Annotated in this window: 28 protein-coding genes; 17 read left to right on the top strand and 11 right to left on the bottom strand. The window is 53.5% G+C overall.

The window, feature by feature from the left end; genetic code table 11:
• Positions 1–13: 13 nt before the first annotated feature.
• Positions 14–847: an iron uptake transporter permease EfeU gene (gene efeU, locus V6E55_RS04685; RefSeq protein ID WP_114978258.1), complete on the bottom strand. Its 834-nt coding sequence runs from the start codon at positions 845–847 to the stop codon at positions 14–16.
• A gap of 251 nt (positions 848–1,098) precedes the next feature.
• Here efeU and V6E55_RS04680 point away from each other — a divergent pair, with 251 nt between their 5' ends.
• Positions 1,099–2,283, top strand: a complete 1,185-nt coding sequence (locus V6E55_RS04680; protein ID WP_114978259.1) for a NupC/NupG family nucleoside CNT transporter — start codon at positions 1,099–1,101, stop codon at positions 2,281–2,283.
• Between the two features lie 31 nt (positions 2,284–2,314).
• On the opposite strand, the gene V6E55_RS04675 is transcribed toward V6E55_RS04680, so the two are convergent.
• On the bottom strand, positions 2,315–2,734 hold the full coding sequence (locus tag V6E55_RS04675; RefSeq protein WP_316942285.1) for a DUF3574 domain-containing protein: 420 nt from the start codon (positions 2,732–2,734) through the stop codon (positions 2,315–2,317).
• 118 nt (positions 2,735–2,852) lie between these two features.
• Positions 2,853–4,361 carry a sodium/proline symporter PutP gene (putP, locus tag V6E55_RS04670; RefSeq protein WP_114978261.1) on the bottom strand — a complete coding sequence of 503 codons (1,509 nt, stop codon included), beginning with the start codon at positions 4,359–4,361 and terminating at the stop codon, positions 2,853–2,855.
• Between the two features lie 422 nt (positions 4,362–4,783).
• On the opposite strand from putP, the gene putA reads away from it, so the two are divergent.
• The gene (putA, locus tag V6E55_RS04665) at positions 4,784–8,746 is read left to right on the top strand and encodes a trifunctional transcriptional regulator/proline dehydrogenase/L-glutamate gamma-semialdehyde dehydrogenase (RefSeq protein ID WP_129996133.1); all 3,963 of its coding nucleotides are present in this window, start codon (positions 4,784–4,786) and stop codon (positions 8,744–8,746) included.
• A gap of 51 nt (positions 8,747–8,797) precedes the next feature.
• Positions 8,798–9,193: a lysozyme inhibitor LprI family protein gene (locus V6E55_RS04660; RefSeq protein ID WP_316942284.1), complete on the top strand. Its 396-nt coding sequence runs from the start codon at positions 8,798–8,800 to the stop codon at positions 9,191–9,193.
• On the opposite strand, the gene rutR is transcribed toward V6E55_RS04660, so the two are convergent.
• Positions 9,190–9,828 (bottom strand): HTH-type transcriptional regulator RutR, encoded by a 639-nt coding sequence (gene rutR / locus V6E55_RS04655; RefSeq protein ID WP_129996135.1) that lies wholly within the window; start codon positions 9,826–9,828, stop codon positions 9,190–9,192. The two genes, V6E55_RS04660 and rutR, sit on opposite strands and share 4 nt — an antisense overlap.
• A gap of 650 nt (positions 9,829–10,478) precedes the next feature.
• Here rutR and V6E55_RS04650 point away from each other — a divergent pair.
• The 9 genes from V6E55_RS04650 (at position 10,479) to rutG (ending at position 18,544) form a co-directional block, all read left to right on the top strand.
• The gene (locus V6E55_RS04650; RefSeq protein WP_316942283.1) at positions 10,479–11,993 is read left to right on the top strand and encodes a hypothetical protein; all 1,515 of its coding nucleotides are present in this window, start codon (positions 10,479–10,481) and stop codon (positions 11,991–11,993) included.
• A gap of 176 nt (positions 11,994–12,169) precedes the next feature.
• The gene (locus V6E55_RS04645) at positions 12,170–12,787 is read left to right on the top strand and encodes a hypothetical protein (RefSeq protein WP_316942282.1); all 618 of its coding nucleotides are present in this window, start codon (positions 12,170–12,172) and stop codon (positions 12,785–12,787) included.
• Between the two features lie 316 nt (positions 12,788–13,103).
• Positions 13,104–14,195 (top strand): pyrimidine utilization protein A, encoded by a 1,092-nt coding sequence (rutA, locus tag V6E55_RS04640; protein WP_114978265.1) that lies wholly within the window; start codon positions 13,104–13,106, stop codon positions 14,193–14,195.
• On the top strand, positions 14,195–14,884 hold the full coding sequence (gene rutB / locus V6E55_RS04635; protein WP_316942281.1) for a pyrimidine utilization protein B: 690 nt from the start codon (positions 14,195–14,197) through the stop codon (positions 14,882–14,884). The genes rutA and rutB overlap by 1 nt, the downstream gene beginning before the upstream one ends.
• An 11-nt stretch (positions 14,885–14,895) precedes the next feature.
• A complete protein-coding gene (gene rutC, locus V6E55_RS04630; RefSeq protein WP_028019115.1) occupies positions 14,896–15,282 on the top strand; it encodes a pyrimidine utilization protein C in 387 nt (128 codons plus the stop codon).
• Positions 15,283–15,289: 7 nt separating this feature from the next.
• Entirely contained in the window at positions 15,290–16,090 is an 801-nt protein-coding gene (rutD, locus tag V6E55_RS04625; protein WP_316942280.1) for a pyrimidine utilization protein D, read from the top strand.
• Positions 16,091–16,099: 9 nt separating this feature from the next.
• Complete coding sequence (locus V6E55_RS04620) at positions 16,100–16,690, top strand: malonic semialdehyde reductase (RefSeq protein ID WP_316942279.1); 591 nt, start codon at positions 16,100–16,102, stop codon at positions 16,688–16,690.
• Positions 16,691–16,699: 9 nt separating this feature from the next.
• Positions 16,700–17,194 carry an NADH-dependent FMN reductase RutF gene (gene rutF / locus V6E55_RS04615; RefSeq protein WP_316942341.1) on the top strand — a complete coding sequence of 165 codons (495 nt, stop codon included), beginning with the start codon at positions 16,700–16,702 and terminating at the stop codon, positions 17,192–17,194.
• A 21-nt stretch (positions 17,195–17,215) separates the two neighbouring features.
• The gene (gene rutG, locus V6E55_RS04610; protein ID WP_129324464.1) at positions 17,216–18,544 is read left to right on the top strand and encodes a pyrimidine utilization transport protein G; all 1,329 of its coding nucleotides are present in this window, start codon (positions 17,216–17,218) and stop codon (positions 18,542–18,544) included.
• A gap of 73 nt (positions 18,545–18,617) precedes the next feature.
• On the opposite strand, the gene V6E55_RS04605 is transcribed toward rutG, so the two are convergent.
• The 4 genes from V6E55_RS04605 to V6E55_RS04590 form a co-directional block, all read right to left on the bottom strand.
• Positions 18,618–19,139, bottom strand: coding sequence for a GNAT family N-acetyltransferase (locus V6E55_RS04605; RefSeq protein ID WP_108090257.1), 522 nt, complete (start codon positions 19,137–19,139; stop codon positions 18,618–18,620).
• Positions 19,140–19,145: 6 nt separating this feature from the next.
• On the bottom strand, positions 19,146–19,415 hold the full coding sequence (locus V6E55_RS04600) for a type II toxin-antitoxin system TacA family antitoxin (RefSeq protein WP_028019121.1): 270 nt from the start codon (positions 19,413–19,415) through the stop codon (positions 19,146–19,148).
• Positions 19,416–19,488: 73 nt separating this feature from the next.
• Entirely contained in the window at positions 19,489–20,394 is a 906-nt protein-coding gene (locus V6E55_RS04595; RefSeq protein ID WP_114978273.1) for a DMT family transporter, read from the bottom strand.
• Positions 20,395–20,510: 116 nt separating this feature from the next.
• The gene (locus V6E55_RS04590) at positions 20,511–20,681 is read right to left on the bottom strand and encodes a general stress protein (protein ID WP_001273664.1); all 171 of its coding nucleotides are present in this window, start codon (positions 20,679–20,681) and stop codon (positions 20,511–20,513) included.
• A gap of 391 nt (positions 20,682–21,072) precedes the next feature.
• Between V6E55_RS04590 and wrbA the strand changes: the two genes are divergently transcribed.
• Entirely contained in the window at positions 21,073–21,669 is a 597-nt protein-coding gene (wrbA, locus tag V6E55_RS04585; protein WP_114978274.1) for an NAD(P)H:quinone oxidoreductase, read from the top strand.
• A gap of 18 nt (positions 21,670–21,687) precedes the next feature.
• The gene (locus V6E55_RS04580; RefSeq protein ID WP_028019124.1) at positions 21,688–21,915 is read left to right on the top strand and encodes a YccJ family protein; all 228 of its coding nucleotides are present in this window, start codon (positions 21,688–21,690) and stop codon (positions 21,913–21,915) included.
• A 33-nt stretch (positions 21,916–21,948) separates the two neighbouring features.
• Here V6E55_RS04580 and agp read toward each other — a convergent pair whose 3' ends face one another.
• A complete protein-coding gene (gene agp / locus V6E55_RS04575) occupies positions 21,949–23,190 on the bottom strand; it encodes a bifunctional glucose-1-phosphatase/inositol phosphatase (RefSeq protein WP_316942278.1) in 1,242 nt (413 codons plus the stop codon).
• A gap of 151 nt (positions 23,191–23,341) precedes the next feature.
• On the opposite strand from agp, the gene V6E55_RS04570 reads away from it, so the two are divergent.
• Positions 23,342–23,785 (top strand): winged helix-turn-helix transcriptional regulator, encoded by a 444-nt coding sequence (locus V6E55_RS04570; RefSeq protein ID WP_114978276.1) that lies wholly within the window; start codon positions 23,342–23,344, stop codon positions 23,783–23,785.
• A 126-nt stretch (positions 23,786–23,911) separates the two neighbouring features.
• Entirely contained in the window at positions 23,912–24,706 is a 795-nt protein-coding gene (locus V6E55_RS04565; protein ID WP_114978277.1) for an SDR family NAD(P)-dependent oxidoreductase, read from the top strand.
• A 1-nt stretch (position 24,707) separates the two neighbouring features.
• Here V6E55_RS04565 and V6E55_RS04560 read toward each other — a convergent pair whose 3' ends face one another.
• Positions 24,708–25,067, bottom strand: coding sequence for a winged helix-turn-helix transcriptional regulator (locus tag V6E55_RS04560; RefSeq protein ID WP_028019128.1), 360 nt, complete (start codon positions 25,065–25,067; stop codon positions 24,708–24,710).
• 100 nt (positions 25,068–25,167) lie between these two features.
• Here V6E55_RS04560 and V6E55_RS04555 point away from each other — a divergent pair, with 100 nt between their 5' ends.
• On the top strand, positions 25,168–25,917 hold the full coding sequence (locus tag V6E55_RS04555; protein ID WP_316942277.1) for an SDR family oxidoreductase: 750 nt from the start codon (positions 25,168–25,170) through the stop codon (positions 25,915–25,917).
• A 1-nt stretch (position 25,918) separates the two neighbouring features.
• Here V6E55_RS04555 and V6E55_RS04550 read toward each other — a convergent pair whose 3' ends face one another.
• Positions 25,919–26,422: a DedA family protein gene (locus V6E55_RS04550; RefSeq protein WP_316942276.1), complete on the bottom strand. Its 504-nt coding sequence runs from the start codon at positions 26,420–26,422 to the stop codon at positions 25,919–25,921.
• Positions 26,423–26,552: the final 130 nt, after the last annotated feature.

Here is a 26,552-nt window from a genome sequence, read left to right as displayed (position 1 = left end):
TACAGTAAGCACATCAGGGCGCAGTACGCGACGGCTGAGCGCTGGGGCGCGATGGCATAAAGAACAGCGCCAGCGCCGGAATGAGGTAGATAAAGTACATCGCCACTTCGCTGACGCTCGGCGTTTCCTGATAGCCGAAGATGCCTTCAAGCAGGGTGCCGGTCAGTGAATGGGTGGAAAGAACGTTGCTGAGGTCGAACGCCACATCCTGGAAATGGTTCCACAGGCCCGCTTCATGGAAGGCGCGAATCGCCCCTGCCGCCAGCCCAGCAGCCACCAACAAAATAAACAAACTCGTCCACTTGAAGAAGGCCCCCAGGTTAAGGCGAATGCCGCCCCAGTAAAGCAGGAAACCCAGCACCACAGCCGTAGCAAGACCCAGCATCGCACCTAACGGCGGCCAGATGCCGACATCCTGCTGAAATGCCGCCAGCAGGAAGAAAACTGACTCCAGGCCTTCACGCGCGACGGCGAAAAAGACCATCATAATCAGTGCCCAGCCGTGGTTATTGCTCTTTTGCAGGGCGTTATCCACCGCCTGCTCCAGTTGCACCTTTACGTTACGGGAGACTTTACGCATCCAGAACACCATCCAGGTGAGGATCACCACCGCGATCACCGCAACGATGCCTTCAAACAGTTCCTGTTCTTTCTGCGGGAATTCACCGGTGGTTTCATTGATCAGGATACCCAGGCCCAGACACAGCGCCGCGGCAAGGAACACCCCCACCCACATGACGCCAATCCAGCGTCCGCGCTGGGTTCGCTTCAGATAACTGGCGATGAGACTGACAATGAGGGCAGCTTCGAGCCCTTCACGTAACATAATGAGAAATGGAACAAACATGCCGACACCTTAAATGTTTATCGCGGTCAACTGATGCAAAGAAAGGTAAATTCTTGTGATAGTGATTATCATTACGACGGGCAGAAAAACAAGCGAAATGTGTGTTGTTTTGATGACGAGTTGTAAACGCAAAGTCTGGTAATAGTTGCTGTCGTTATCGTTAAGTTTATAAGTTATAACCAAAATGCCCATTTACGGTTAACCAGGGCTGTGGCTAAATATCTGCCTCAAACACCTGGTGAAAATTAATTATGTTTAAGATTGTCCATTTCCTGCTCGCGCTGGTGATTATTCTTGCGCTGGCCTGGCTGGTGAGTTTCGACCGCCGAAAAATTCGCATTCGTTTTGTTTTACAGCTGATTGTCATTGAGATTGCTCTGGCGTTCTTTTTCCTGCACGCCGAAAGCGGGTTATTCCTGATTAAATACGTCTCAGGGTTCTTTGAATCACTGCTGAAATTTGCTGCCGAAGGCACCAACTTTGTCTTTGGTGGGATGGGTGAAAAAGGACTGGCGTTCATTTTCCTCGGTGTACTTTGTCCGATTATTTTTATTTCCGCGCTGATTGGTATTCTGCAACACTGGCGAATTCTGCCGATATTTATTCGGGTGATCGGCACGCTGCTGTCAAAACTGAATGGTATGGGCAAACTGGAATCCTTTAATGCGGTGAGTTCATTGATCCTCGGCCAGTCTGAAAACTTCATTGCCTACAAAGGCGTGCTGGGCGATCTCTCCTCACGTCGTCTCTTCACGATGGCGGCTACAGCTATGTCGACGGTCTCTCTGTCGATTGTTGGCGCCTATATGACCATGCTCGATGCCAAATTTGTGGTGGCGGCGCTGATTCTAAACATGTTCAGTACCTTTATTATTCTCTCCGTTATCAACCCGGCGCGCCCGGAAGCGGAGCCGGATATCAAACTTGAAAAACTGCATGAATCCCAGAGCTTCTTCGAAATGCTCGGCGAGTATATTCTGGCTGGTTTTAAAGTGGCGATGATTATTCTGGCGATGCTGATTGGCTTTATTGCCCTTATTAGCGCCGTTAACGCCCTCTTCTCCAGCCTGTTTGGCATGAGCTTCCAGCAAATCCTGGGTTATGTATTTTATCCCCTGGCATGGCTGGTGGGCATTCCTCTGAGCGATGCCTTAAATGCGGGCAGTATTATGGCGACCAAACTGGTGGCGAATGAATTTGTAGCGATGATTGAGCTGCAAAAAATCGCTCATTCGATGTCACCTCGTGGGCTGGGAATTTTGTCTGTTTTCCTGGTGTCGTTCGCGAACTTTGCATCCATCGGCATTGTGGCCGGGGCGATTAAAGGCCTGAACGAGCAGCAGGGGAACGTAGTATCGCGGTTTGGTTTGCGTCTGGTGTATGGCGCGACGCTGGTGAGCCTGCTGTCAGCGAGTTTTGCGGGTTTAGTGTTGTAAGTCAGGACGGCGGGATATCCCGCCGTTTTTATCAGAACTGCACGCAAACTGGCTGGTCGACACGCATCACCGACTCCTGCGCGAAGCGGGACTTATAAATCCCGCGTAACGCTTCGATGTTCTTTTCACTCTGCGCATCTTTACCGTGGATCAGCATCAGCGCTTTACTCGGTTCACGCGCTACCTTCCCGTCGTTACCCAACCACTGTCCACGCGCATCAAATACCGTCAGACCATCACGAAAACGCGGTGTGACGTCCTGATCAACAAACTGCTGCCACTCGTTACTGGTGATCTGCGCCCCGGCCGGACGGTTCAGGCCGAAATAGAGCGTGGTTTGCTGCATCTGGTTATCCGCTTTGCAGGTCTCTACCGCCGCGTGTTGCGAGGGCGCAGTGCAGCCAGCCAGCATCAAAAATACCGCTGCCATTACCCCTGTTTTGATTGTCATGCTTCGCTATCCTCATTGTTATAAGCACATGGATATCACAGGAAATTACGGATTTTGGCAAGAAAAAAGCCGGGCAGCGCTAGCGCTTACCCGGCTTTCAGTGTTCCGAGGAAAAAAATTATTCCGGCTGCAGCTTAGTCGGCGGTGCAGAATGGTAATGCGCATCTGCTTCAGCAAAGCGTTTCTGCATGGATGCTGACGGCGCTTTACCCAGCAGGCTGAAGACCACAATACCAATGCTACCGAAAATGAAGCCCGGAATGATTTCATACAGACCCAGCCACGCGAACTGTTTCCAGACGATCACGGTAACCGCACCGATAATCATCCCCGCCAGCGCGCCGTTACGGGTCATACGTGACCACAACACGGAGAAGAGCACTACCGGACCAAATGCCGCACCAAAGCCCGCCCACGCGTAGCTCACCAGGCCCAACACGCGGTTTTCCGGGTTGGCCGCCAGTGCGATGGCCACCAGCGCCACCAGCAGAACCATAAAGCGCCCTACCCACACCAGCTCTTTCTGGCTTGCACCTTTGCGCAGGAAAGCTTTGTACAGATCTTCGGTGATGGCACTGGAGCAGACCAGCAGCTGGCAGCTCAGGGTAGACATCACTGCCGCCAGAATCGCGGAGAGCAGAATACCGGCAATCCACGGGTTAAACAGAATCTGCGCCAGCTCAATGAACACACGTTCGGCGTTCTGGTTCACCGCGCCCGCCTGCGCCGGGTTATTGTTGAAGTACGCGATACCAAAGAAGCCTACCGCACACGCCCCCGCCAGACACAGGATCATCCACGTCATACTGATGCGACGCGCATGCACGATGGTGTGGTGAGAATCCGCAGCCATAAAGCGCGCCAGGATATGCGGCTGACCAAAGTAACCCAGACCCCAGCCCATCAGCGACACGATGGCAACGAAGTTCAGCCCTTTCAGCATGTCGACGTTTTCGATGCTCTTCTGCTTAATCACTTCCAGCGAATCACCAAGACCGCCGACGGTGAAAATCACAATCACCGGGGTCAGGATCAGGGCGAAGATCATCAGGCTCGCCTGCACGGTGTCGGTCCAGCTTACGGCCAGGAAACCACCCACGAAGGTATACAGGATGGTCGCCGCAGCACCCGCCCACAGCGCGGTTTCATAGCTCATACCGAAGGTGCTTTCGAACAGTCGCGCGCCCGCCACAATGCCGGAGGCACAGTAGATGGTGAAGAACAGCAGGATAACCACGGCAGAGATAATGCGCAGAATGCGGCTGTTATCTTCAAAGCGTCCGGTGAAGTAATCCGGCAGCGTCAGGGCGTTATTATTGGCCTCGGTATGCACGCGCAGACGGCCTGCCACCAGTTTCCAGTTGATCCATGCCCCGACAGTCAGGCCGATGGCAATCCAGCTTTCTGAAATACCGGAAATGAAAATCGCGCCTGGTAACCCCATCAGCAGCCAGCCGCTCATGTCCGATGCCCCCGCAGACAACGCGGTCACCATCGGGCCTAAACTACGCCCGCCCAGAATGTAGTCGTCAAAGTTCTTTGTTGAACGCCATGCCAAAAACCCTATCAGGATCATGCCAAAAATATAAACGAGAAATGTCACCAGCATCGGTGTGCTAATAGCCATTCAAATTCTCCAAAAAGTCGAGCGACAACCGTCCGGGTTGCCTTGTTATATGATCACCGGAACGTGGTGAATGTATCTTGTGTTTCTGTTGGGCGCGCTATCCTGCCGTATGCGCACCCCGCTGACAAACGATTTAACACTGCATTTACATCAAATTCATCCCTGGTTTGATACAACTTTCCTATAGGTTGCACTCGCTCACACTTATACGGGTTGCACCTTTTAAAAATGTTAAGCACCGCATAAAAACAGGCTTTGGATACAGAAGCCAGTTCTTTTTTCCAGCTAACCATTCATTAACAATCCATTCATTTTCCGGGTTGCAAACCAGGTCACATTTAACACGGTTGCACAAAGTTGCAACATGGTGGATATTTCACGCTAACGACAGAACACTATTAAAGAACAACAGGAGCTTTGGCATGGGTATGACCACCATGGGGGTTAAGCTGGATGACGCAACGCGCGAACGGATTAAGTCCGCAGCCACCCGCATTGACCGCACACCGCACTGGCTAATCAAGCAGGCAATTTTTAACTATCTGGAAAGGCTGGAGAGTGAAGACGGTCTGCCAGAGCTGCCTGCCCTGCTGGCTGGCGCGGCGAATGAAAGCGAGGAAGCGCTGACCGCAGGTGATGAAAGTCATCAACCCTTCCTCGAATTCGCCGAGCAGATCCTGCCGCAATCCGTCAGCCGTGCCGCCATCACTGGCGCCTGGCGTCGTGCCGAAACCGATGCCGTGCCGATGCTGCTGGAGCAGGCTCGCCTGCCAGAAGCGATTGCTGCGCAGGCGCACAGCCTGGCCTATCAATTAGCCGATAAGCTGCGTAACCAGAAAACCGCCACCGGCCGCGCCGGGATGGTTCAGGGCCTGCTGCAGGAGTTCTCTCTCTCGTCACAGGAAGGCGTGGCACTGATGTGTCTGGCAGAAGCACTGCTGCGTATTCCGGATAAAGCCACCCGTGACGCGCTGATCCGCGACAAGATCAGCAACGGTAACTGGCAGTCACACATTGGCCGCAGCCCGTCGCTGTTCGTTAACGCCGCTACCTGGGGTCTGCTGTTTACCGGCAAGCTGGTCTCGACTCATAACGAAGCCAACCTCTCCCGCTCTTTAAACCGCATCATCGGCAAAAGCGGCGAACCGCTGATCCGCAAAGGCGTGGATATGGCGATGCGTCTGATGGGCGAGCAGTTTGTCACGGGTGAAACCATTGCCGAAGCGCTGGCAAACGCCCGCAAGCTGGAAGATAAAGGTTTCCGCTACTCGTATGACATGTTGGGTGAAGCGGCGCTGACCGCCGCTGACGCGCAAGCCTATATGGTCTCTTACCAGCAGGCGATCCACGCCATTGGTAAAGCGTCTAACGGTCGCGGTATTTATGAAGGCCCGGGCATCTCGATTAAACTGTCCGCACTGCACCCGCGCTACAGCCGTGCGCAGTACGACCGGGTGATGGAAGAACTTTACCCACGTCTGAAATCCCTGACCCTGCTGGCGCGCCAGTATGACATTGGTATCAACATCGACGCCGAAGAGGCCGACCGTCTGGAGATCTCCCTCGATCTGCTGGAAAAACTGTGCTTCGAGCCAGAACTGGCAGGCTGGAACGGGATTGGTTTCGTTATTCAGGCGTACCAGAAGCGCTGTCCGTTCGTCATTGATTATCTGATTGACCTGGCAAGCCGCAGCCGTCGCCGCCTGATGATCCGCCTGGTGAAAGGCGCCTACTGGGATAGCGAAATCAAACGCGCCCAGATGGACGGTCTGGAAGGCTATCCGGTCTATACCCGCAAGGTATACACCGACGTCTCTTACCTCGCCTGCGCAAAAAAACTGCTCGGCGTACCGAACCTGATTTATCCGCAGTTTGCTACCCATAACGCCCATACGCTGGCGGCGATCTACAGCCTGGCCGGACAGAACTACTACCCGGGCCAGTATGAATTCCAGTGCCTGCACGGCATGGGTGAACCACTGTATGAGCAGGTCACCGGTAAAGTGGCGGACGGCAAGCTGAACCGCCCATGCCGTATCTATGCCCCGGTGGGCACCCACGAAACCCTGCTGGCGTACCTGGTCCGTCGTCTGCTGGAAAACGGTGCGAACACCTCCTTCGTTAACCGCATTGCCGATACCACGCTGCCGCTTGATGAGCTGGTTGCCGATCCGGTGCAGGCCGTTGAGAAGATGGCGGCGCAGGAAGGGCAGATTGGTCTGCCACATCCGAAAATTGCCCTGCCGCGCGAGTTGTACGGCAAAGGCCGCGTGAACTCAGCGGGTCTGGATCTCGCCAACGAACACCGTCTGGCGTCCCTCTCCTCTGCCCTGCTCAACAGCGCGCTGCAGAAATGGCAGGCTAAACCGATGCTGGAGCAACCTGTCGCTGACGGTGAAATGCAGCCAGTGATTAACCCGGCGGAGCCAAAAGATATCGTCGGTTACGTGCGTGAAGCGACTGACGCGGAAGTGGATCAGGCGCTGGACAGCGCGGTGAATAACGCCCCTATCTGGTTCGCCACCCCTCCTGAGGAACGTGCCGCCATTCTCGAACGCGCTGCGGTGCTGATGGAAGATCAGATGCAACAGCTCATCGGCATTCTGGTGCGCGAAGCGGGTAAAACCTTCAGCAACGCCATCGCCGAAGTGCGCGAGGCCGTCGACTTCCTGCACTACTATGCCGGCCAGGTGCGTGATGATTTCGATAACGAAACCCACCGTCCGCTTGGCCCGGTCGTCTGTATCAGTCCGTGGAACTTCCCGCTGGCGATCTTCACCGGCCAGATTGCCGCTGCGCTTGCGGCGGGCAACAGCGTGCTGGCGAAACCGGCGGAACAGACCCCGCTGATTGCCGCCCAGGGCATTAACATCCTTCTGGAAGCCGGTGTTCCGGCAGGCGTGGTGCAACTGCTGCCTGGCCGGGGGGAAACCGTTGGTGCGAAGCTCACCGCTGATAACCGCGTGCGTGGCGTGATGTTCACCGGCTCGACCGAAGTGGCCTCCCTGCTGCAACGCAACATCGCCACCCGTCTTGATGCGCAAGGTCGTCCGACGCCGCTCATCGCGGAAACCGGTGGCATGAACGCCATGATCGTTGACTCCTCCGCGCTCACCGAGCAGGTGGTGGTTGACGTTCTGGCTTCCGCCTTCGACAGCGCCGGCCAGCGCTGCTCCGCCCTGCGCGTGCTGTGTCTGCAGGATGACGTGGCCGACCACACTCTGAAGATGCTGCGCGGCGCAATGTCCGAATGCCGTATGGGCAATCCGGGCCGTCTCACCACCGATATCGGGCCGGTGATCGACGCGGAAGCCAAAGCCAACATCGAAAACCACATTCAGACCATGCGTGCCAAAGGCCGTCCGGTGTTCCAGGCCGTACGTGAAACCAGCGAAGATGCCCGTGAGTGGCAGACCGGTACCTTTGTGCCACCAACGCTGATTGAACTGGCGAGCTTCGACGAACTGAAAAAAGAGGTCTTCGGTCCGGTACTCCACGTGGTGCGTTACAACCGTAACAACCTGAACGCGCTGATTGAGCAGATCAACGCTTCCGGCTATGGCCTGACGCTGGGTGTGCATACCCGTATTGACGAAACCATCGCCCAGGTCACCGGCAGCGCCAAAGTAGGCAACCTGTACGTGAACCGTAACATGGTGGGTGCCGTTGTGGGTGTGCAACCGTTCGGCGGCGAAGGCTTGTCCGGTACGGGTCCGAAAGCGGGTGGTCCGCTCTATCTGTACCGTCTGCTGGCGAACCGTCCGGAGAACGCGCTGGGTGTCACCCTGGCTCGTCAGGACGCGGACTATCCGGTGGATGCACAGCTGAAAACCGTACTGACGCAGCCGCTGGAAGCGCTTATCACGTGGGCGGAAAAACGTCCTGAACTGCGCGCGCTGGCTCAGCAATATGGCGAGCTGGCGCAGGCGGGTACGCAGCGTCTGCTGCCGGGCCCAACCGGCGAGCGCAACACCTGGACGCTAATGCCGCGTGAGCGTGTACTGTGTGTGGCGGATAACGAGCAGGATGCGCTGGTGCAACTGGCTGCTGCTGCTGCGACCGGTTGTGAAGTGCTGTGGCCGGAAGATGCGCTGCATCGCGACCTGGCTAAACAGCTGCCGAAAGCAGTCTCGTCCCGCATTCACTTCGCGAAAGCGGATGCATTGCTGGCACAGCCGTTTGACGCCGTTATCTACCACGGTGATTCTGACCAGCTGCGCGAACTGTGCGAACAGGTCGCGGCCCGCAGCGGGGCGATTGTTTCGGTGCAGGGCTTCGCCCGCGGTGAAACCAACCTGTTGCTGGAGCGTCTGTACGTGGAGCGATCACTCAGCGTCAACACCGCCGCCGCAGGGGGTAACGCCAGCCTGATGACAATCGGCTAACGCTGTGCTAATAAGGCTCCGGAGACGGAGCCTTATTTTATTGGGGAGTGTATGAAACGAATTCTTATTGCAGGTGCAGCACTGCTGCTGAGCGCCAGCGCATTGGCCGACGAGTGCGGCAAAGCGACTACCCAGCTTGAACTGAACACCTGTAGCGCGCAGCAGTATCAGGCTGCCGATAACAAGCTCAACCAGACGTATCAGGCCGCCATCAAGCGCGCGGCAGCCCCCCAGCGGGAGCTACTAAAAAAAGCACAACAGGCGTGGATCACCCTGCGTGATGCGGACTGCACATTTATGGGGTCAGGAACCGAAGGTGGCAGCGTTCAGCCAATGATCATTAATCAGTGTCTGGCGGAAAAAACCGTTGAGCGCGAAGCGTTTCTGGCCTCGCTGATGCAGTGTGAAGAGGGCGACTTAAGCTGCCCTCTCCCGCCGGGGAACTAACGCACGCGGATCCCTTCAATGATCATCTGCTGTACGTTTTCCAGCGTGCTCTGGAAAAACGCCTCATCCTGGAGCGTTTTACCGGTCACCGCCTCAACCTGGGCCGCAAAGTCAGCATAATGCTGAGTGGAGGCCCAAATCATAAAGATCAGATGATGTGGGTCGACCGGTGCCAGTTTCCCGCTGGCGACCCATCCGGCAATAATGGCTGATTTATCATCAACCAACTGCTTTAAATCCCCTGTCAGTTCCGCCTGCAACAGCGGCGCGCCCTGCAGCATCTCCAGACAGAACAGCCTTGATGCCTGCGGGTAATCACGCGACACCTCCAGCTTCAGGCGAATGTACTCTTTGATCGCCACCAGCGGAGCCAGCTCTTGACGGAATGCTTTGAGGGGTGCCAGCCAGATATCAAGGATCTGCTGCATCACCGCCACATAGAGCGCCTCTTTCGACGGGTAGTAGTAGAGCAGATTGGTTTTGGACACCCCGGACTGCTCCGCCACCTGCTCCAGACGCGTACCGTGAATACCAAACTGTGAAAAAGTCTCCAGCGCCGCGCTGAGGATGGCCTGCTTCTTGGCGCTCACGGCCTGCGAACGTTTACCGGGTGTTTTCACTGCGCCTTGTGTCATTCCTGCTCTCCATATTGATTTGTCATAGCATAGCAAAAGCCCTGCTTTATCTCGACATTTCGGGGGGCAGGCTCGGTGCAAAATCGAAAAAGAAAAGCTGTTGTGGGAGACTGGGTGCGAATGTTGCTACCCCTTCTTCATAGCTGACTACTCGGTCCTTAACACGATCCGCTTCGTGCCAGGTGCAGTTGTTAGAACTACATGAACCATAAATTTGTTGAGAAACAGGCCGATGTTTTTTTCAAAATACCATTGATTCATATAGCGAGGAATCTAGTGCTAAGGCTTTTTGTTCTACCAAGGTAAAATCAATAAAATCCTGAAAGAGTTTAATGCCATGAAATTAAACACCACAATAAAAATAAAACCCAGTGTTTTAATGTTATTTTCATTTCAAACCGGAAATCACTGGAGTTGTTTTTAAGCAGGACTAAGTTTAATGAAGTTACCTACTAGAACTTGAACCACTGTACTTTTATGATTAGAAAACTATTTAATGAGAGAACCATGAGAACAAATCACATTTACTCTTTAACACATTGAATTATTTTCAAGTGAGATTAAGGTGTTTTTATAAATAGATTCTATTGTTTATGAATTATTACATTCAAAAAAAATTCAAATCACAGCACTTGATTGGGTAAACGCACATGAAATTATCAAAAATTTTCATCATCATGCTTTGTTCTGCTGCCAGTAGCTGTAGCAATGCTGATACGGTAATGGCTCCTTATGAAAAAAAACTTGAGCTCAATGACTCAACCACTCGAAGTTTTCATTCTATGTTATATTATCCTTCAGGTATAGCCCTTCACAGCCCCGGATATATCATTGGGGTTGAAAAATCACCAAAAAAAATTATTGGCGGACCAAGTGAAATTAAATCACTTACAAAACACAATATAAAATCCATGTTTATTTCTCATATCATAAAAAATGACTTTAATGTCATAAATGAAAAATCAACCACTCCTTACATTACTAGCAATTACTGTTTTGTTTATAACTCCTATATATCAAAAGAGTTGGTTGAAAAATCAAATATCGACATAGCTAAAATCAGCGGGTGGAATGCATGTGACATTTCAAGCTCTGTTGAAGATGCAAATGACGCTCTGTTACTCTCATTTTATAATAATAGTAACGTAGGGCTTTCTGCACTTAAAAGCAATCTCAAGCATGACCTTAAAAGTGGTGTTTATAGCCATATACTGATCATCGTCATGGGTTGGAATACGTCTCAAAGTGACGCAATCCGTAATTTTAATGATATTACTGGAAATATAATAACAGCCTCTCTTGAACAACAGGATGAAGTTAAAGAAAATCCTTCAAGTCCCGCAAGTAACATGCTAATCCCCCGAGTACGAGTTATCCCCCCCTCCGAAAAAAACAACCTTTCTTTTAGACCGCTCGTAATTGGTATTACCTGGCCTTCATATTGGTCCACTAGAGTAGATAATGTTGCCAGTTACCCAAACAAAGCAAACGATGCGGACGAACTGGGTCTCATCTGGCTCAATAAAATTATCAATCAAACTATACCTGAGAGTATGAGCGAATCAGGCATCAAACTTCCTGTCATCGCCATAGGTCATAGTTTCGGTGCTCGCGCTATGACTCGAGCGCTATTTAGCAGTCCATTAAAAAATGACACAACGGTCTCGAGCCCTATAAATTTAGCTGTGTCATTGCAGGGTGCCATGAGTATCAACAGGTTCTTTCCTGGATTAAGTGAAGAAGGAGCGCCATACAGAGATTACATGAGGTTGGGTAATACTAAATTAGTATTAACAGCATCGAAATTCGACTCAGCAGTAAAATTTGCGAAATGGACTGACCCTGCAGGAGCAGTGAAAAGTTATGTGAAAGCTTGTACGCAACCTGTTTACTCGGGAACATTTCACTGTATGACTGCCTCAGATACATCAGCTACAGAAACATATGGTAAATTTTCACTCTGCAACCGTGGTGATACATCAGAAAAATGTACAAATCCTCTTAACGGTATTAATGGGGCAAGAGTTATTGATTACATTGATACATCAAACGGAATTACACAATACAATTCCTTTGGTACAGGTGGGGATGCTCATAGCGATATCTATCGATTACCGATGGGTCGGTTGTTGTGGAGACTAATCCAGGCTTATGCAATGAAATAAAAACGTTGGCTAACTCCGTAAGATGTTCAGCCATCAGAGCCGCTCAATGGTGAGTAAAGATTGAACCCATTTAATTAACTACAACTAATGTACTAGTGAAGATTTTTTGAATGGCTATAGTTATGTGATATAGAGACCGCCTGTTATTTTAATTATCCTTTTGATTGGAGTCACCCATGTCGACTTATTTTTGTTTTTATTTACGCATTCTCTCAGACTCAAACAAATTGATTGCTCCCTCTATTGTATTGGCTAGTTTAATTTTAAGTGGGTGCACCTCAGAGGCACCTAAGGAAACTGATATTTTAGCGATTACCAATCAAGCTTCATATAATTGCGATGATTATAAGGATGCTAATGGAATTTTACACCACAGAGATAGCAATTGCAGAGTGCAAGGTAAATTAATTTTAACCAACCCTATGAAAAATTTATCTTATGTCCTTTACCGGAAGGGTGATACAGCACACTTTGAACCAGTACTTTGTACTCTTCCATCTCAAGCTGCAGAAGCATTAAAAAAGATCCGCAATACAGAAGCTACAATCGCCGTACCGAAAGTATCTATTACAGGGAAACGTAATGCTCAAGATACTTCTGATGTGGTCGTTCTGAATAAAGATGATGATATGTCATCGGCTTTATTTGTATTATCGTCTAGCTTCTCGCTATGCATGGCTTATGGTTCAAATGCCATAGACCAAAATGCCTACGCACAACTATTCTCTAAAATATTAGATAATGCTATCAAAGGTAAGGAGACAGTGGTTAATGCTAAACCAGCAACTAAATAAAAGACGTTTTTATGCGTGAAGCCACAATAAACGCTAACCTGCGATCCCGGCCCGCACCGGGATCGTGCTGCATTCCCCTCATCGCCCCTGCACCGCCATCGCGCACTGTTGCCTGCTTTGTGTGCATTTCTTTTGACCATTTAGTCCACTTTATTTACACCCAATTCACCAACCACTCATTAACACATTAATAACAAAGCCATTTTAAAAACTGGCATCCCCTTTGCAAAACTCTTTTCACGAGGCTGAACAGGATATGCAGGATGCAGCGCCACGTCTGACTTTCACCCCACATTGAGATGAAGAGAGGTTCGTGATGAAAATTGGCGTATTTGTACCCATCGGCAACAACGGCTGGCTTATCTCGACCACCGCACCGCAATACATGCCGACCTTTGAGCTGAATAAAGCCATCGTGCAGAAAGCGGAGCACTACCATTTCGATTTTGCGCTTTCGATGATCAAACTGCGCGGCTTTGGCGGCAAAACTGAATTCTGGGATCACAACCTGGAATCCTTCACCCTGATGGCCGGGCTGGCTGCGGTGACCTCGCGTATTCAGATCTACGCTACTGCCGCCACCCTCACCCTGCCCCCGGCGATCGTGGCGCGTATGGCCTCCACCATCGACTCCATCTCCGGCGGGCGCTTTGGCGTCAATCTGGTGACCGGCTGGCAAAAACCGGAGTATGAACAGATGGGACTCTGGCCGGGTGACGATTACTTCTCGCGCCGCTACGACTACCTCACCGAATACGTGCAGGTCCTGCGCGATCTGTGGGGCACCGGTAAAAGCGATTTCAAAGGTGACTTCTTCACCATGAATGACTGCCGCGTCAGCCCGCAGCCTTCTGTGCCAATGAAAGTGATCTGCGCCGGGCAGAGCGACGCGGGGATGGAATTCTCCGCTAAATACGCCGATTTCAACTTCTGCTTCGGGAAAGGCGTAAACACGCCTGCCGCCTTCGCCCCGACCGCCGCGCGGATGAAAGAGGCCGCCGACAAAACCGGGCGCGACGTCGGTTCCTACGTGCTGTTCATGGTGATTGCCGACGAAACCGACGACGCCGCACGTGCCAAATGGGAACGGTATAAAGCCGGGGCCGATGAAGAAGCGCTGAGCTGGCTCACCGAACAGAGCCAGAAAGATACCCGATCCGGCTCAGATACCAACGTGCGCCAGATGGCCGACCCGACCTCCGCTGTCAATATCAATATGGGTACGCTGGTCGGCTCGTATGCCAGCGTCGCCAGAATGCTGGATGAAGTGGCCGCAGTGCCAGGCGCTGAAGGCGTCCTGCTCACCTTCGATGATTTCCTCACCGGCGTGGAAACCTTCGGCGAGCGCATCCAGCCGCTGATGCAGTGCCGCGCCCATATTCCCGCTATCACAAAGGAGGTCGCGTAATGACAACACTTGCTGCACGTCCGGAAGCCATCACGTTTGATGCACAGCAAAGCGCCCTGATTGTGGTAGATATGCAAAACGCTTACGCCAGCCAGGGTGGATATCTGGATCTGGCGGGGTTCGACGTCTCCGCCACCAAACCGGTGATTGAGAACATTAAAACCGCCGTTGCTGCCGCCCGCGCCGCCGGGATGCTCATTATCTGGTTCCAGAACGGCTGGGACGATCAATACGTGGAGGCTGGAGGTCCAGGCTCGCCCAACTTCCACAAATCGAACGCCCTGAAAACCATGCGCAAACGACCCGAGTTACAGGGCAAGCTGCTGGCAAAAGGCGGATGGGATTATCAGCTGGTGGATGAACTGGTTCCTGAGCCAGGCGATATCGTGCTGCCCAAACCACGCTACAGCGGCTTTTTCAACACCCCACTCGACAGCCTACTGCGCAGCCGGGGTATTCGCCACCTGGTCTTCACCGGCATTGCCACCAACGTCTGTGTGGAATCCACGCTGCGTGACGGCTTTTTCCTTGAGTATTTCGGTGTCGTGCTGGAAGACGCGACGCATCAGGCCGGGCCGGAATTCGCCCAGAAAGCGGCTCTGTTTAATATCGAAACCTTTTTTGGCTGGGTGAGTAATGTGGCTGATTTCTGCGACGCCCTGAATCCCCCACTCGCCCGTATTGCCTGAGGAGAAACATGATGCCGAAATCCGTGATCATTCCCGCTGGCACCAGTACGCCAATTGCCCCGTTTGTTCCCGGCACGCTTGCCGATGGCGTGGTGTATGTCTCCGGCACACTGCCATTTGATAAAGACAATAATGTGGTGTTTATCAACGACCCAAAGGCGCAAACGCGCCACGTGCTGGAGACGATCAAAAACGTGATCGAAACAGCGGGTGGCACCATGGAGGATGTGACCTTCAACAGCATCTTTATCACCGACTGGAAAAACTACGCCGCGATTAACGAAATCTACGCGGAGTTCTTCCCCGGTGATAAACCAGCCCGGTTCTGCATTCAGTGCGGGCTGGTGAAGCCAGAGGCGCTCGTTGAGATTGCGTCCGTTGCGCACATTGCGAAGTGAGGCCGCCATGAAACTCTCTGTCTCATCGCCCCCTTACGAAGGGGCACCCGTGGTGGTGCTGATTGCCGGACTCGGTGGTAGCGGCAGCTACTGGCTGCCGCAGTTGGCCACACTGGAGAAGGAGTATCAGGTGGTGTGCTATGACCAGCGCGGTACGGGCAATAATCCCGCCACCCTGCCGGAAGGTTATAGCCTCGCTGAGATGGCTGACGAGCTGGCGCAGGCACTGAATGATGCCGGGATCACGCGCTACTGCGTGGTGGGCCATGCGCTGGGAGCGCTGGTGGGTCTGCAACTGGCGCTCGATAAACCAGAATCGTTGACTGCGCTGGTGTGCGTCAACGGCTGGCTGACCCTTAACGCCCATACCCGCCGCTGCTTTCAGATCCGCGAGCGTTTGCTGCATGCGGGTGGTGCGCAAGCGTGGGTCGAGGCACAGCCGCTGTTCCTCTACCCGGCTGACTGGATGGCCGCCCGCGCGCCGCGTCTTGAGGCAGAAGACGCCCTGGCGCTGGTCCACTTTCAGGGTAAAGCCAATCTGTTGCGCAGGCTGGACGCACTGAAAAAGGCCGACTTCAGCCGCCACGCCGCACGCATTCGCTGCCCGATACACATCATCTGTTCTGTTGACGACATGCTGGTGCCTTCGGTGTGCTCCACGGAACTGCAGGCGGCGATCCCGCACAGCCACAAGGCGGTGATGCGCCAGGGCGGACATGCCTGCAACGTCACCGAACCTGACATCTTTAACACCCTGCTGCTGAACGGGCTTGCCAGCCTGCTGCACAGCCCTGAACCCGCTTTATAAGGAGTTTTGATGAGCGAAGCCATTAACCCCACCGCGCTGGAGACGTTGTTTACTGCCGCGCGCACTCACAACGGTTGGCAGGACATTCCGGTCAGCGACGAGACGCTGCGCGAGATCTACAACCTGATGAAATGGGGCCCCACCTCTGCCAACTGCTCTCCGGCGCGAATTGTGTTTGTACGAAGTGCAGAGGGAAAAGAGAAGCTGCGCCCGGCCCTCTCCAGCGGCAACCTGGAGAAAACCCTCACCGCCCCGATTACGGCCATTGTGGCCTGGGACGGGGAATTCTACGAACGCCTGCCCGAACTGTTCCCGCATGGCGATGCCAGAAGCTGGTTTACCTCAAGCCCGGCACTTGCCGAAGAGACCGCTTTTCGCAACAGCTCAATGCAGGCCGCATACCTTATTTTTGCCTGTCGTGCCCTGGGACTGGATACCGGCCCGATGTCCGGCTTTGACCGACAAAAGGTCGACGAGGTCTTTTTCACCGGCACAACGCTTAAAAGCAATCTGCTCATCAACATTGGCTACGGTGATACGAACAAACTTTACGGACGCCTGCCGCGTCTGGACTTCGACGATGCCTGCGGGCTGGCGTAAGGAGCGATGATGACAGTACCGAATAAACAAACCTTTCGCGACGCCATGGCCTGCGTCGGGGCAGCAGTCAATATCATTACTACCGACGGCCCGGCAGGGATGGCCGGCTTCACTGCCAGCGCAGTGTGCAGCGTCACGGATTCACCACCCACCCTGCTGGTGTGCCTGAACCGTGGCGCATCGGTCTGGCCGACCTTTCGCGAGAACCGCACGCTTTGCGTGAATACCCTGAGCGCCGGGCAAGAGCCGCTATCCAACCTGTTTGGTGGTAAAACCCCCATGGAGGAACGCTTTGCCGCCGCACGCTGGCAGACGGGCGATACGGGTTGTCCGCGTCTGGAATCGGCGCTGGCCTCGTTTGACTGCCGGATCAGCCAGGTGGTCAGCGTGGGTACCCACGACATCCTGTTTTGCGACATTGTTTCGATTATTCGCCACCCCGCGCCGCAAGGGCTGGTGTGGTTCGACCGCGGCTACCACGCGCTTATGCGACCCGCCTGTTAACCCTCCTTAAGGAGACAGCTCATGGCAATGTTCGGATTTCCCCACTGGCAGTTGAAATCGACCTCCACAGAACCTGGCGTGGTCGCGCCGGATGAAAGGCTCCCTCTCGGGCAAACCCTGGTGATGGGCGTCCAGCACGCGGTCGCGATGTTTGGCGCCACGGTGCTGATGCCGATGCTAATGGGGCTTGACCCCAATCTCTCCATTTTGATGTCAGGTATCGGTACGCTGTTGTTCTTTTTTGTCACCGGCGGGCGCGTCCCCAGCTATCTGGGCTCCAGCGCCGCTTTTGTGGGGGTGGTCATCGCCACCACCGGGTTTAACGGCCAGGGGATCAACCCTAACCTGAGCGTGGCCCTCGGCGGCATCATCGCCTGCGGTCTGGTCTACACCCTGATCGGTCTGGTGGTGATGAAGATCGGAACACGCTGGATCGAGCGAATGATGCCGCCCGTCGTGACCGGGGCCGTGGTGATGGCGATTGGCCTGAACCTCGCGCCAATTGCGGTAAGAAGTGTTTCCGGCTCGCCGTTTGAAAGCTGGATGGCGGTGATCACCGTGCTCTGTATCGGTCTGGTGGCAGTGTTCACCCGGGGGATGATCCAGCGGCTGCTGATTCTGGTCGGGCTGATTGTCGCCTGTCTGGTCTATGCCCTGCTGGCGAACGTTTTTGGTCTCGGCAAGCCGGTCGATTTTACCCTGCTTCATCAGGCTGCCTGGTTTGGCATGCCGCAGATCACCTCTCCCACCTTTAACACCCAGGCGATGATGCTCATCGCGCCTGTGGCGGTGATCCTGGTGGCAGAGAACTTAGGCCACCTGAAAGCAGTGGCGGGGATGACCGGGCGCAGTATGGACCCGTACATGGGCCGCGCATTTGTCGGTGACGGGCTGGCAACAATGCTCTCCGGCTCGGTGGGCGGCAGTGGCGTGACCACCTATGCCGAGAATATCGGCGTGATGGCGGTGACTAAAGTCTATTCGACACTGGTCTTTGTGGCGGCAGCAGTGATGGCCATGCTGCTCGGTTTCTCACCGAAATTCGGGGCTTTGATCCACACCATTCCGTCGCCGGTGATTGGCGGGGCATCCATTGTGGTGTTTGGGTTGATTGCCGTGGCCGGCGCGCGTATCTGGGTACAGCATCGCGTCGATCTCAGCCAGAACAGCAACCTGATTATGGTGGCGGTCACGCTGGTACTAGGTGCAGGCGATTTTGCCCTGACGCTGGGCGGGTTTACGATTGGCGGAATTGGTACGGCAACCTTTGGCGCGATTCTGCTTAACGCCCTGCTGAGCCGCCGGAAAGCGGCTGCACCGCAGGGCGAGGTCGTGCATCAGGAGTCGTGAAACCTGTATGTCGGGTAATGGCTACGCCTTACCCGACCTGCATGTTCAGTAAGAACAACAGGATGTAGCGTAATCACTCTTGCTCAAACAGTCGTTCGATAGATTTTGTAGGGAAGAACAGAGAATTGCTGTTATCCCCTTGCAGCGGAATAAAACCTTGCTTCAGATAGAACCTTTTTGCCTGCTCATTAAGCGCATCAACAAAAAGGCCATGCACACCCACAGCCTGTGAAGCCAGGTAAACAACCCGCATAGCATGCGTGACGAGTGTTGTCCCCCATTCATTTCCCTGTAGTGTTTTATGAACAGCTAAACGTCCCAAAGTCACACTGGGTACGTTGGTATAGGGGATCCTGCGCTGCTGGGTCTTAGAAGGGAGCATCGCTTTTTCAAAGCAACTTCCAGACAACGTGTAGTAGCCCAGTACGTGTGGATGGTCACGATCTTTTAGCAGATAGCCGCGCAAAATGCGCCCATTGTGCTGGCGCACCAGATGCTCTCTCAGGAAGGCATTTAGCGAGGGCTCACCACAATCGAAATCCTCGAAAGCGTATTCGGTTCCCTCTGAAAACATTTCGATCGTGAGATTTTCCACGACGCTTCACTCCATGTTTTTAAGACGCTTCGCGGCTCGCTTCAGGCGTTCATTCGGCTCGGGTGGATTGTCGATGGCATCCATTACGGCATTCCACGATGCTTCGTTTAATACGAGACGTCGATGCTGATCGATAACTTCTGCAGCACGTTCCGAAGCACTGTTCACCATAAACTGAGTGATCGTTTGATTCGTCATCGCCGCCGCTTCTTCAATCATTGTTTTGTCTTCGTCCGTTAAGCGAAGATCGATACGCTGTTTTTTAAGTGCTGGCATGATTTACTTTTCTATGTACGGTATTTGTCCGTACGTATCCTGGAGAAATCTGTGCATTTTTTCAATCAAAACCTTATTCAACGGTCAAATCACTCACCTCTCTCTGGCGCTTCCTCAGCTTTAGCTCACTCACCAGCACCCCAACGACGATAAACGCCGCACCAACCAGCGCCAGCAGCGGTAAACGTTCTCCAGCGAGTCGCCCGAAAATCCCGGCCCAGACGGGTTCTCCTGTGTAGATCACCGTCGCCCGCGTCGGGGATACGCTGCGCTGCGCCCAGTTCATGGTGACCTGAATAATGGCGCTAAAAATGCCCAGCCCCAGCGCGACCACAATCAACCCGGTGGACATCGGTGGCACGGACTCCCCTGCCGGAACCATCGTCGCAAACGCCACCAGCGATGCCGTAGCGAGCTGCACCACCGTCACGCGCTTAACGTCAACCTTGCCCGCCCAGGCGCTGATCAGAATAATTTCCGCCGCAATGGCAATGGCTCCCACCAGGGTGATGATCTCCCCCGGCCCCAGTGCCAGCAGGTTGTTTTCCGGCCCGGCGAGTAAAATCAGACCAATAAACGCCAGTACGATGCCAATACAGGACATCAGCCCCGGTAATCGCCCAAGACACAGCCACTGCAGTAACGGCACGAGCGGTACATACATGGCGGTGATAAACGCCGATTTACTGCTGGATATCGTCTGTAACCCCCACGTCTGCAGGCTGTAGCCCATCGCAATTGCCACCCCGATGGCGATGCCCGCCTTAAGCTCTTTAAGCGTCAGTCCACGCAGCGTTTTAAGCGATATCAGCCCCACGGCAATCGCTGCCGTCGCAAAGCGCAGACCAACAAAAAAGAATGGATCGCTGAGGGTCACCGCGTACTGGACGGCCAGAAAGGTCCCGCCCCAGAACATGGTGATAAGAATGAGGATGGCTTCCTGCGGTTTAACGGAGAATTTGAAGCGTGAGACAGACATGTGGCACCAGAAATTAACATCAATTCTGTAGTGTGCGTTGCCTTTGGTTACAGTTCAATGTTGCAGAAATAAAAAACCGCCGGGAAATCCCGGCGGCAGGGGTTCAGCCCGGCGTATTACTTGTTACTGCCATGGCTGTTTTTACCCCCTTTTTTGCCAGCCTCTGATGCGCGCTGAGGGTCATTTTTAAAGTTACCCCCGCTGGACTGGCCACCTTTACGACCTGCTTCTGATGCTCTTTCACGGTCTTCAGCGAAATTACCTGAACCACCACGATGGTTTGCCATCTCTAACCTCCAGGATGTGAAACATTAGACATCATATTGCATTCAGTAAAAGAGGATTCTTTCACCTCGCGACACAAGGTGAGTACCTTTATCTGTGTCACGTGAGACTAAGCTTAGTGGAGTGAGGCGATCAGGCAAGTCACAGGTAATATCCTGCAACATGATCTCAGTCTTTCGTATGAGATTGCGTAACGGCCATTAATAAGCCTTTCTTATCGTTTCAAAAATCGACCGACAAAAAGTTGTTTCATTTTGCTACAAAGCGTTTTCTTGCCCATTTTGTTATAAATCAAAGAAATGCCGTTCATTTTTGCAGTCTGGCTGTGATGACATATCTTTAAATGAACGCAGCGATCCGCTGCCAGAAAAAACAAACGAGGAGTGATGCAAAATGGCAAAAGTTCTGGTGCTCTATTATTCCATGTATGGACACATCGAAACCATGGCTCACGCGGTAGCAGAAGGTGCAAACAGGGTGGATGGCGTTGAGGTTGTGGTGAAACGCGTACCGGAAACCATGCATGCGGAAGCCTTCGCCAAAGCCGGGGGAAAAACACAGAATGCCCCGGTCGCCACACCTCAGGAGCTGGCAGATTACGATGCCATTATCTTCGGGACACCTACCCGCTTTGGCAATATGTCCGGCCAGATGCGCACCTTCCTCGATCAAACCGGCGGGTTATGGGCCTCAGGCGCATTGTACGGCAAGCTTGCCAGCGTTTTCAGCTCCACCGGAACCGGTGGCGGCCAGGAACAAACCATCACCTCAACCTGGACGACCCTTGCTCATCACGGAATGGTGATCGTGCCGATTGGCTACGGTGCACAGGAGTTATTTGATGTTTCTCAGGTACGTGGCGGGACACCGTACGGTGCAACCACCATTGCCGGTGGCGATGGCTCCCGACAGCCGAGCAATGAAGAGCTCACTATCGCCCGCTATCAGGGTGAATATGTCGCAGGTCTCGCCAAAAAACTGAACGGCTAACCCAACAGGAGGACAAGTATGCCTACTCAAGAATCAAAAGCCCACCGCGTGGGCGAATGGGCAAGTTTACGCAACACCTCTCCGGAGATTGCCGAAGCCATTTTTGAAGTCGCAAAATATGACGAGAAGCTGGCAGAGCAGATTTGGGAAGAAGGCAGCGATGAAGTGCTAATGCGCGCCTTCGAAAAGACGGACAAAGACGCGCTCTTCTGGGGCGAGCAAACCATCGAACGTAAAAACGTCTGAAACAATCCCCCCCGCCAGTGCGGGGGGGAACTTCTATTTCGCCGCGTTGTTGATTACCGCATTGAATTTATCGACCGGACAGAAACCGTTGGCATCAACCGGACATCCCTTCAGTTCCAGCGTCACGCGCTGCGCCGGGGATTGCAGCGACAGCACGCTGGCGTTTCGCAGTTGCTCCGAACTCTGATAGACATACTCAATTTTCATCAGCTCCTGGTTGGCATTTTTGTCATGCCAGCGCTGGAAGACAATCTTGCCGCCAATCGGGGTACGTTCCTGCTGGTCGTGCAGCTGATACGGTTTGAAATCCAGCGCAGTGAGCAGCGAAGCAATGTTGGAATCATGCCCTACCAGTACGGTGATTTTCGGCGCTTTTGCCTGTTCGGTGACCAGCGTTTTATCAATGTACTTCACCAGAGGCTTCGCCACGTTTTGCGCCACCTCGGTAGAGGTAAATAGCGAATCCTGATAGCCGTTTTTCAGCTTCGACAACACGCGCCACTGCTGGTCGGTTTTGATTTCTCCCCAGGCCACCTTATCGGCCGGGAAACCTTCGTAATACTGCAGCGTAAACGCATCGACCAGCGAGTTACCCACTTTCAACGGTCCGGATACACCGGGCTCTTTTTCATAGTCTGCGCTGAAGGTATCTTTCGCGTCTGCCAGCGAGCATATTTTCTTCTCTTTGCAGGACGGCGAATCGGCGTAATTGGTCATCTGCTCCAGCAGCTTATAGCTTTCCCCGAGCTGCATTTTCTGCCGTTCCGCTTCCATCGCCTTCAGCGCTTTTTCACGGAACTCCGGCGAGTTATCGGTAATCACCGGATTAAAGGTCGGATCCATGGTGCCCATTTTTTCCTGGTGATGCACAGGGATATCGCATCCAGGGAATGCCCCCGTGATGAAGAACTGCGCGGTGGCAACAGTACGTTGCAGACTGTTGGCATAGGCGTAGACGCTATCCGCTGGCGGACATTCTCCCGTCTTTACCATCCCCTGCTCAGCCAGCCATTCCCGCATGTAATGGCCCATGTAGACTTCAAGCACGCCACCTTTGGTGGTGAGCTGACCGCCTGGCACCTCCCATTCCGGCCACTGCTTCGGCGTCGATTGTTCCAATACGCTGCCGTTATTGGCGAGTGGCGCGCGCAGGTTATGACGACTCATAATTAAAACTTGCTCCAGCTGATACCCTTCCGGCGTCTCTTGCGCCTGCACGCCAAATGTCGCTGAAATGGAACCGGCGATTGCCAGCGCGAGTAGTGCTTTTCTCATCCCTAATTCCTCACTCGTTTTAAATGTCGCGTTTAGTGTGACAGATTCGTGACACTTTTCCGGGAAGCATTTCTCAAACTGATGAATAACAGACTTACCCGGTAGACAGATTAGTTTTATAATAAAACCATACCCCGCCGGAGAATTGACTGTGAAACGTACCCGTCTTGAAGAGAGCACCTGCCCTGTAGCCCGTTCGCTGGATATCATTGGCGACTGGTGGTCATTGCTGATTGTTCGCGATGCGTTGCGGGGTATCACGCGCTTCGGTGAGTTCCAGAAAAGCCTCGGTATTGCGAAAAATATGCTGACCACGCGTCTGAAACTGCTGGTCGACGAAGGTATCCTCACACTCCAGCCGGCATCCGACGGCAGCGCCTGGCAGGAGTATGTCCTGACCGATAAAGGGCGCGCCCTGCAGACGGTACTGGTTGCTCTGTCGCAGTGGGGCAATGAATTTTTGTTTGCTGAAGACGAATTCGGCACCGTGCTGGTCGATACCGAACAGCGTAAACCTCTGCGTAAACTGGCACTTATCGCCGACGATGGCCGCGAACTGACACCTGAAGAGATCGTGCCCAAACTCCCCTCCTGACTCGCCTCGCCAGGCAAAAACAAAAAATTGCCAGCAAAATGGTTGCATTATAAAACCAAATGGCAGAGAGTGAATTCAGTTTCATATTGAAACCAAATAATCCACTTTGCTCAGAGGTAACACACGATGACTACGCAACTCACTACCGCCCTGATTACGGGTGCCTCTTCCGGAATTGGTGCTGTTTATGCCGATCGTCTTGCTGCGCGCGGTGCCAACCTGGTGCTGGTTGCCCGACGTGAAGCGCGTCTGCAAACGCTGGCCGCGGATCTTCGTAAGCGCTATGGCGTATCAGTCGACATTCTGGTCGCCGATCTGACCGAGGAAACCGGGATCCGCGCCGTGGAAGAGGAACTACGCAGCAATACCGCTATCGACACGCTGATTAACAACGCGGGCACGGCGCAGATGGCGCCCTTCCTCGCGGGCGATGTGGCGCAGCATCAGGCGATTAATACCCTTAACACCACGGCATTGATGCGTTTGACGTATGCGATCCTGCCGCGTCTGGCGCAGAACAATCGCGGTACGCTGATCAATATCGCCTCGGTATTGTCCCTGCATGTGCGGGCGGGTAGCGCGCTGTACAGTGCCACCAAGGCGTGGGTGCTTAGCTTTACCCGCGGGCTACAGGAAGAGTTTGCCGACAGCAATGTGCGTATTCAGGCTGTTTTACCTGCCGCCACGGCAACAGAGATCTGGAGTCATTCTGGCGTGACAGTTAACGATCTGCCGGAAGGCTCAGTGATGACCACAGACGATATGGTTGATGCCTCACTGGCGGGTCTGGATCAGGGTGAGCTGATCACCATTCCACCGATGCATGATGTCAGCCTGTGGGATCGCTACGAAGTCGCACGTCTTGAGCTGTTTAACAGCGCGCGCACCGGGATTCCGGCACCGCGCTATGTCAAACAGTAGTCTATCGTTTGAGCTGGTCGCCGTATTCACGCATCCAGGCGGCCAGCGGCGAGAGCGCGCCCTGTAGGGTTAACCCCAGTTCAGTTATCTGATACTCCACACGTGGCGGGATCTCCGGGTAAATCGTGCGCGACACCAGCCCTCGCTGCTCGAACAAACGCAATTGTTTCGTTAGCTCTTTTTGCGTAATGGGAGCGGCGGCGCGCAACAGATCGCCAAAGCGAACCGGTGTATTCAACACAATCAGGCGATAGAGGATCGGGATCGCCCATTTACCCGAAATCAGGTTCACAAACTGGGTCATCGGACATAGATAAACGTCAGATTTTTTTTCGCCGGGAACATCGAGTAATTCCGCCATCGCACACCTCTTGCCTCATTAGTATCCAAACGGTACCTGGTTTCCTTTCGATACTAACGTTTCTATAGTGCTTTCTCCAGAGTCATTTCAGGAGAAGAACATGGGTCGTTTAGCAGGTAAATATACGCTGATTACCGGCGGGACCAGCGGCATAGGTCTTGCCACCGCGCAGGAGTTTATCGCCGAAGGGGCATACGTGGCCGTCACCGGACGTCATCCGGAAACCCTTGCCGAAGCGCAACGCATTCTGGGCGACAAAGCCTGGGTGATCCCCTCTGATGCGGGAGATATCGCCGCACAAAAAGCGCTGACGGAGAGGCTCGCCTCCCGCTGGCCGCGGCTGGATGCCGTCTTTATCAACGCCGGAGACGTGACGCACGGTCTGCTGGAAGAGTGGCAGGAAGATGCCTGGGATCGTCTGATGCGCATCAACCTGAAAGGGCCGTTTTTTTTGATTCAGGCTCTGCTACCGCTGCTCAATAATCCTTCTTCGGTGATCCTCTGTGGATCCGTGAGCGCACGTATCGGTCTGCCCGCCAGCAGCGTTTATGCGGCAAGCAAGGCGGGGTTACTGTCGCTGGCCCGCACGCTATCAGCAGAGCTGCTGGCGCGCGGTATTCGTGTCAACGGTTTAAGCCCGGGTCCGGTAGAAACCCCGGCGCTCAATAAGCTGGGGTTAAGCGACGAAGCGCAGAAAGCCTTACAGGGGGATATTGCAAACCTGGTACCGTTGGGAAGAATGGGGACGCCGAAAGAGCTGGCGAAAGCCGCACTCTATCTGGCCTCCGACGAATCGAGCTACACGGTAGGTACGGAACTGCTGGTCGACGGCGGAACAGGAAATCTGTAATTCAAAAGGCGCTGATGCCGGTGACAATGCCGACGTACAGCGCCGCCCATACGGCCGCAGAGAACAGACTGACGACGTATACCTTCACCACGTTAAGCCTGAGCATACCCGCAGCCAGCGGCACGATATAGCGCAGCACCGCCAGAAAACGCGCAGTGAACAGCACCAGCACACCGTTTTTCTGTAGCTGATGTTGCACCCGTAAAAATTTGTCGGCATGTTTTGCGGTGAAGCGTGCCACCCACCGTGTGTTCCCCATCAACTGCCCGATATGGTAATTCAGGACCGAACCCGTCGTTGCACCTATTACCACGGCCAGCCATGCCAGCGCAGGATGCATGCTCGTCTGACTGACGGTAATGCCCGCCAATAGCATCACCGAGGCAGGCGGCAGTACGGAAGAGATCAGCACCGTCGATTTACTCAGTGCCATGATAAACAACACCGCAAACAGGTGTGTCGGATAAAGCGCAAAATGATTCAGCAGATTGTCGAGCCACGTCATTTTCCCCTCCTCCATTTTTCTTTTCACTCTCCATTTAAAATGAACAACCTTAAATAAACCTTCAACATTCCATTAATAAGATTCTCCTAAACCATTCTTAAACATTATTTAAAATTCTGAGCGGCAAAAT

This window comes from Enterobacter sp. 342 (assembly GCF_036663495.1).
Taxonomy (GTDB): domain Bacteria; phylum Pseudomonadota; class Gammaproteobacteria; order Enterobacterales; family Enterobacteriaceae; genus Enterobacter.
This window is presented reverse-complemented; position numbering and strand designations above follow the sequence as displayed.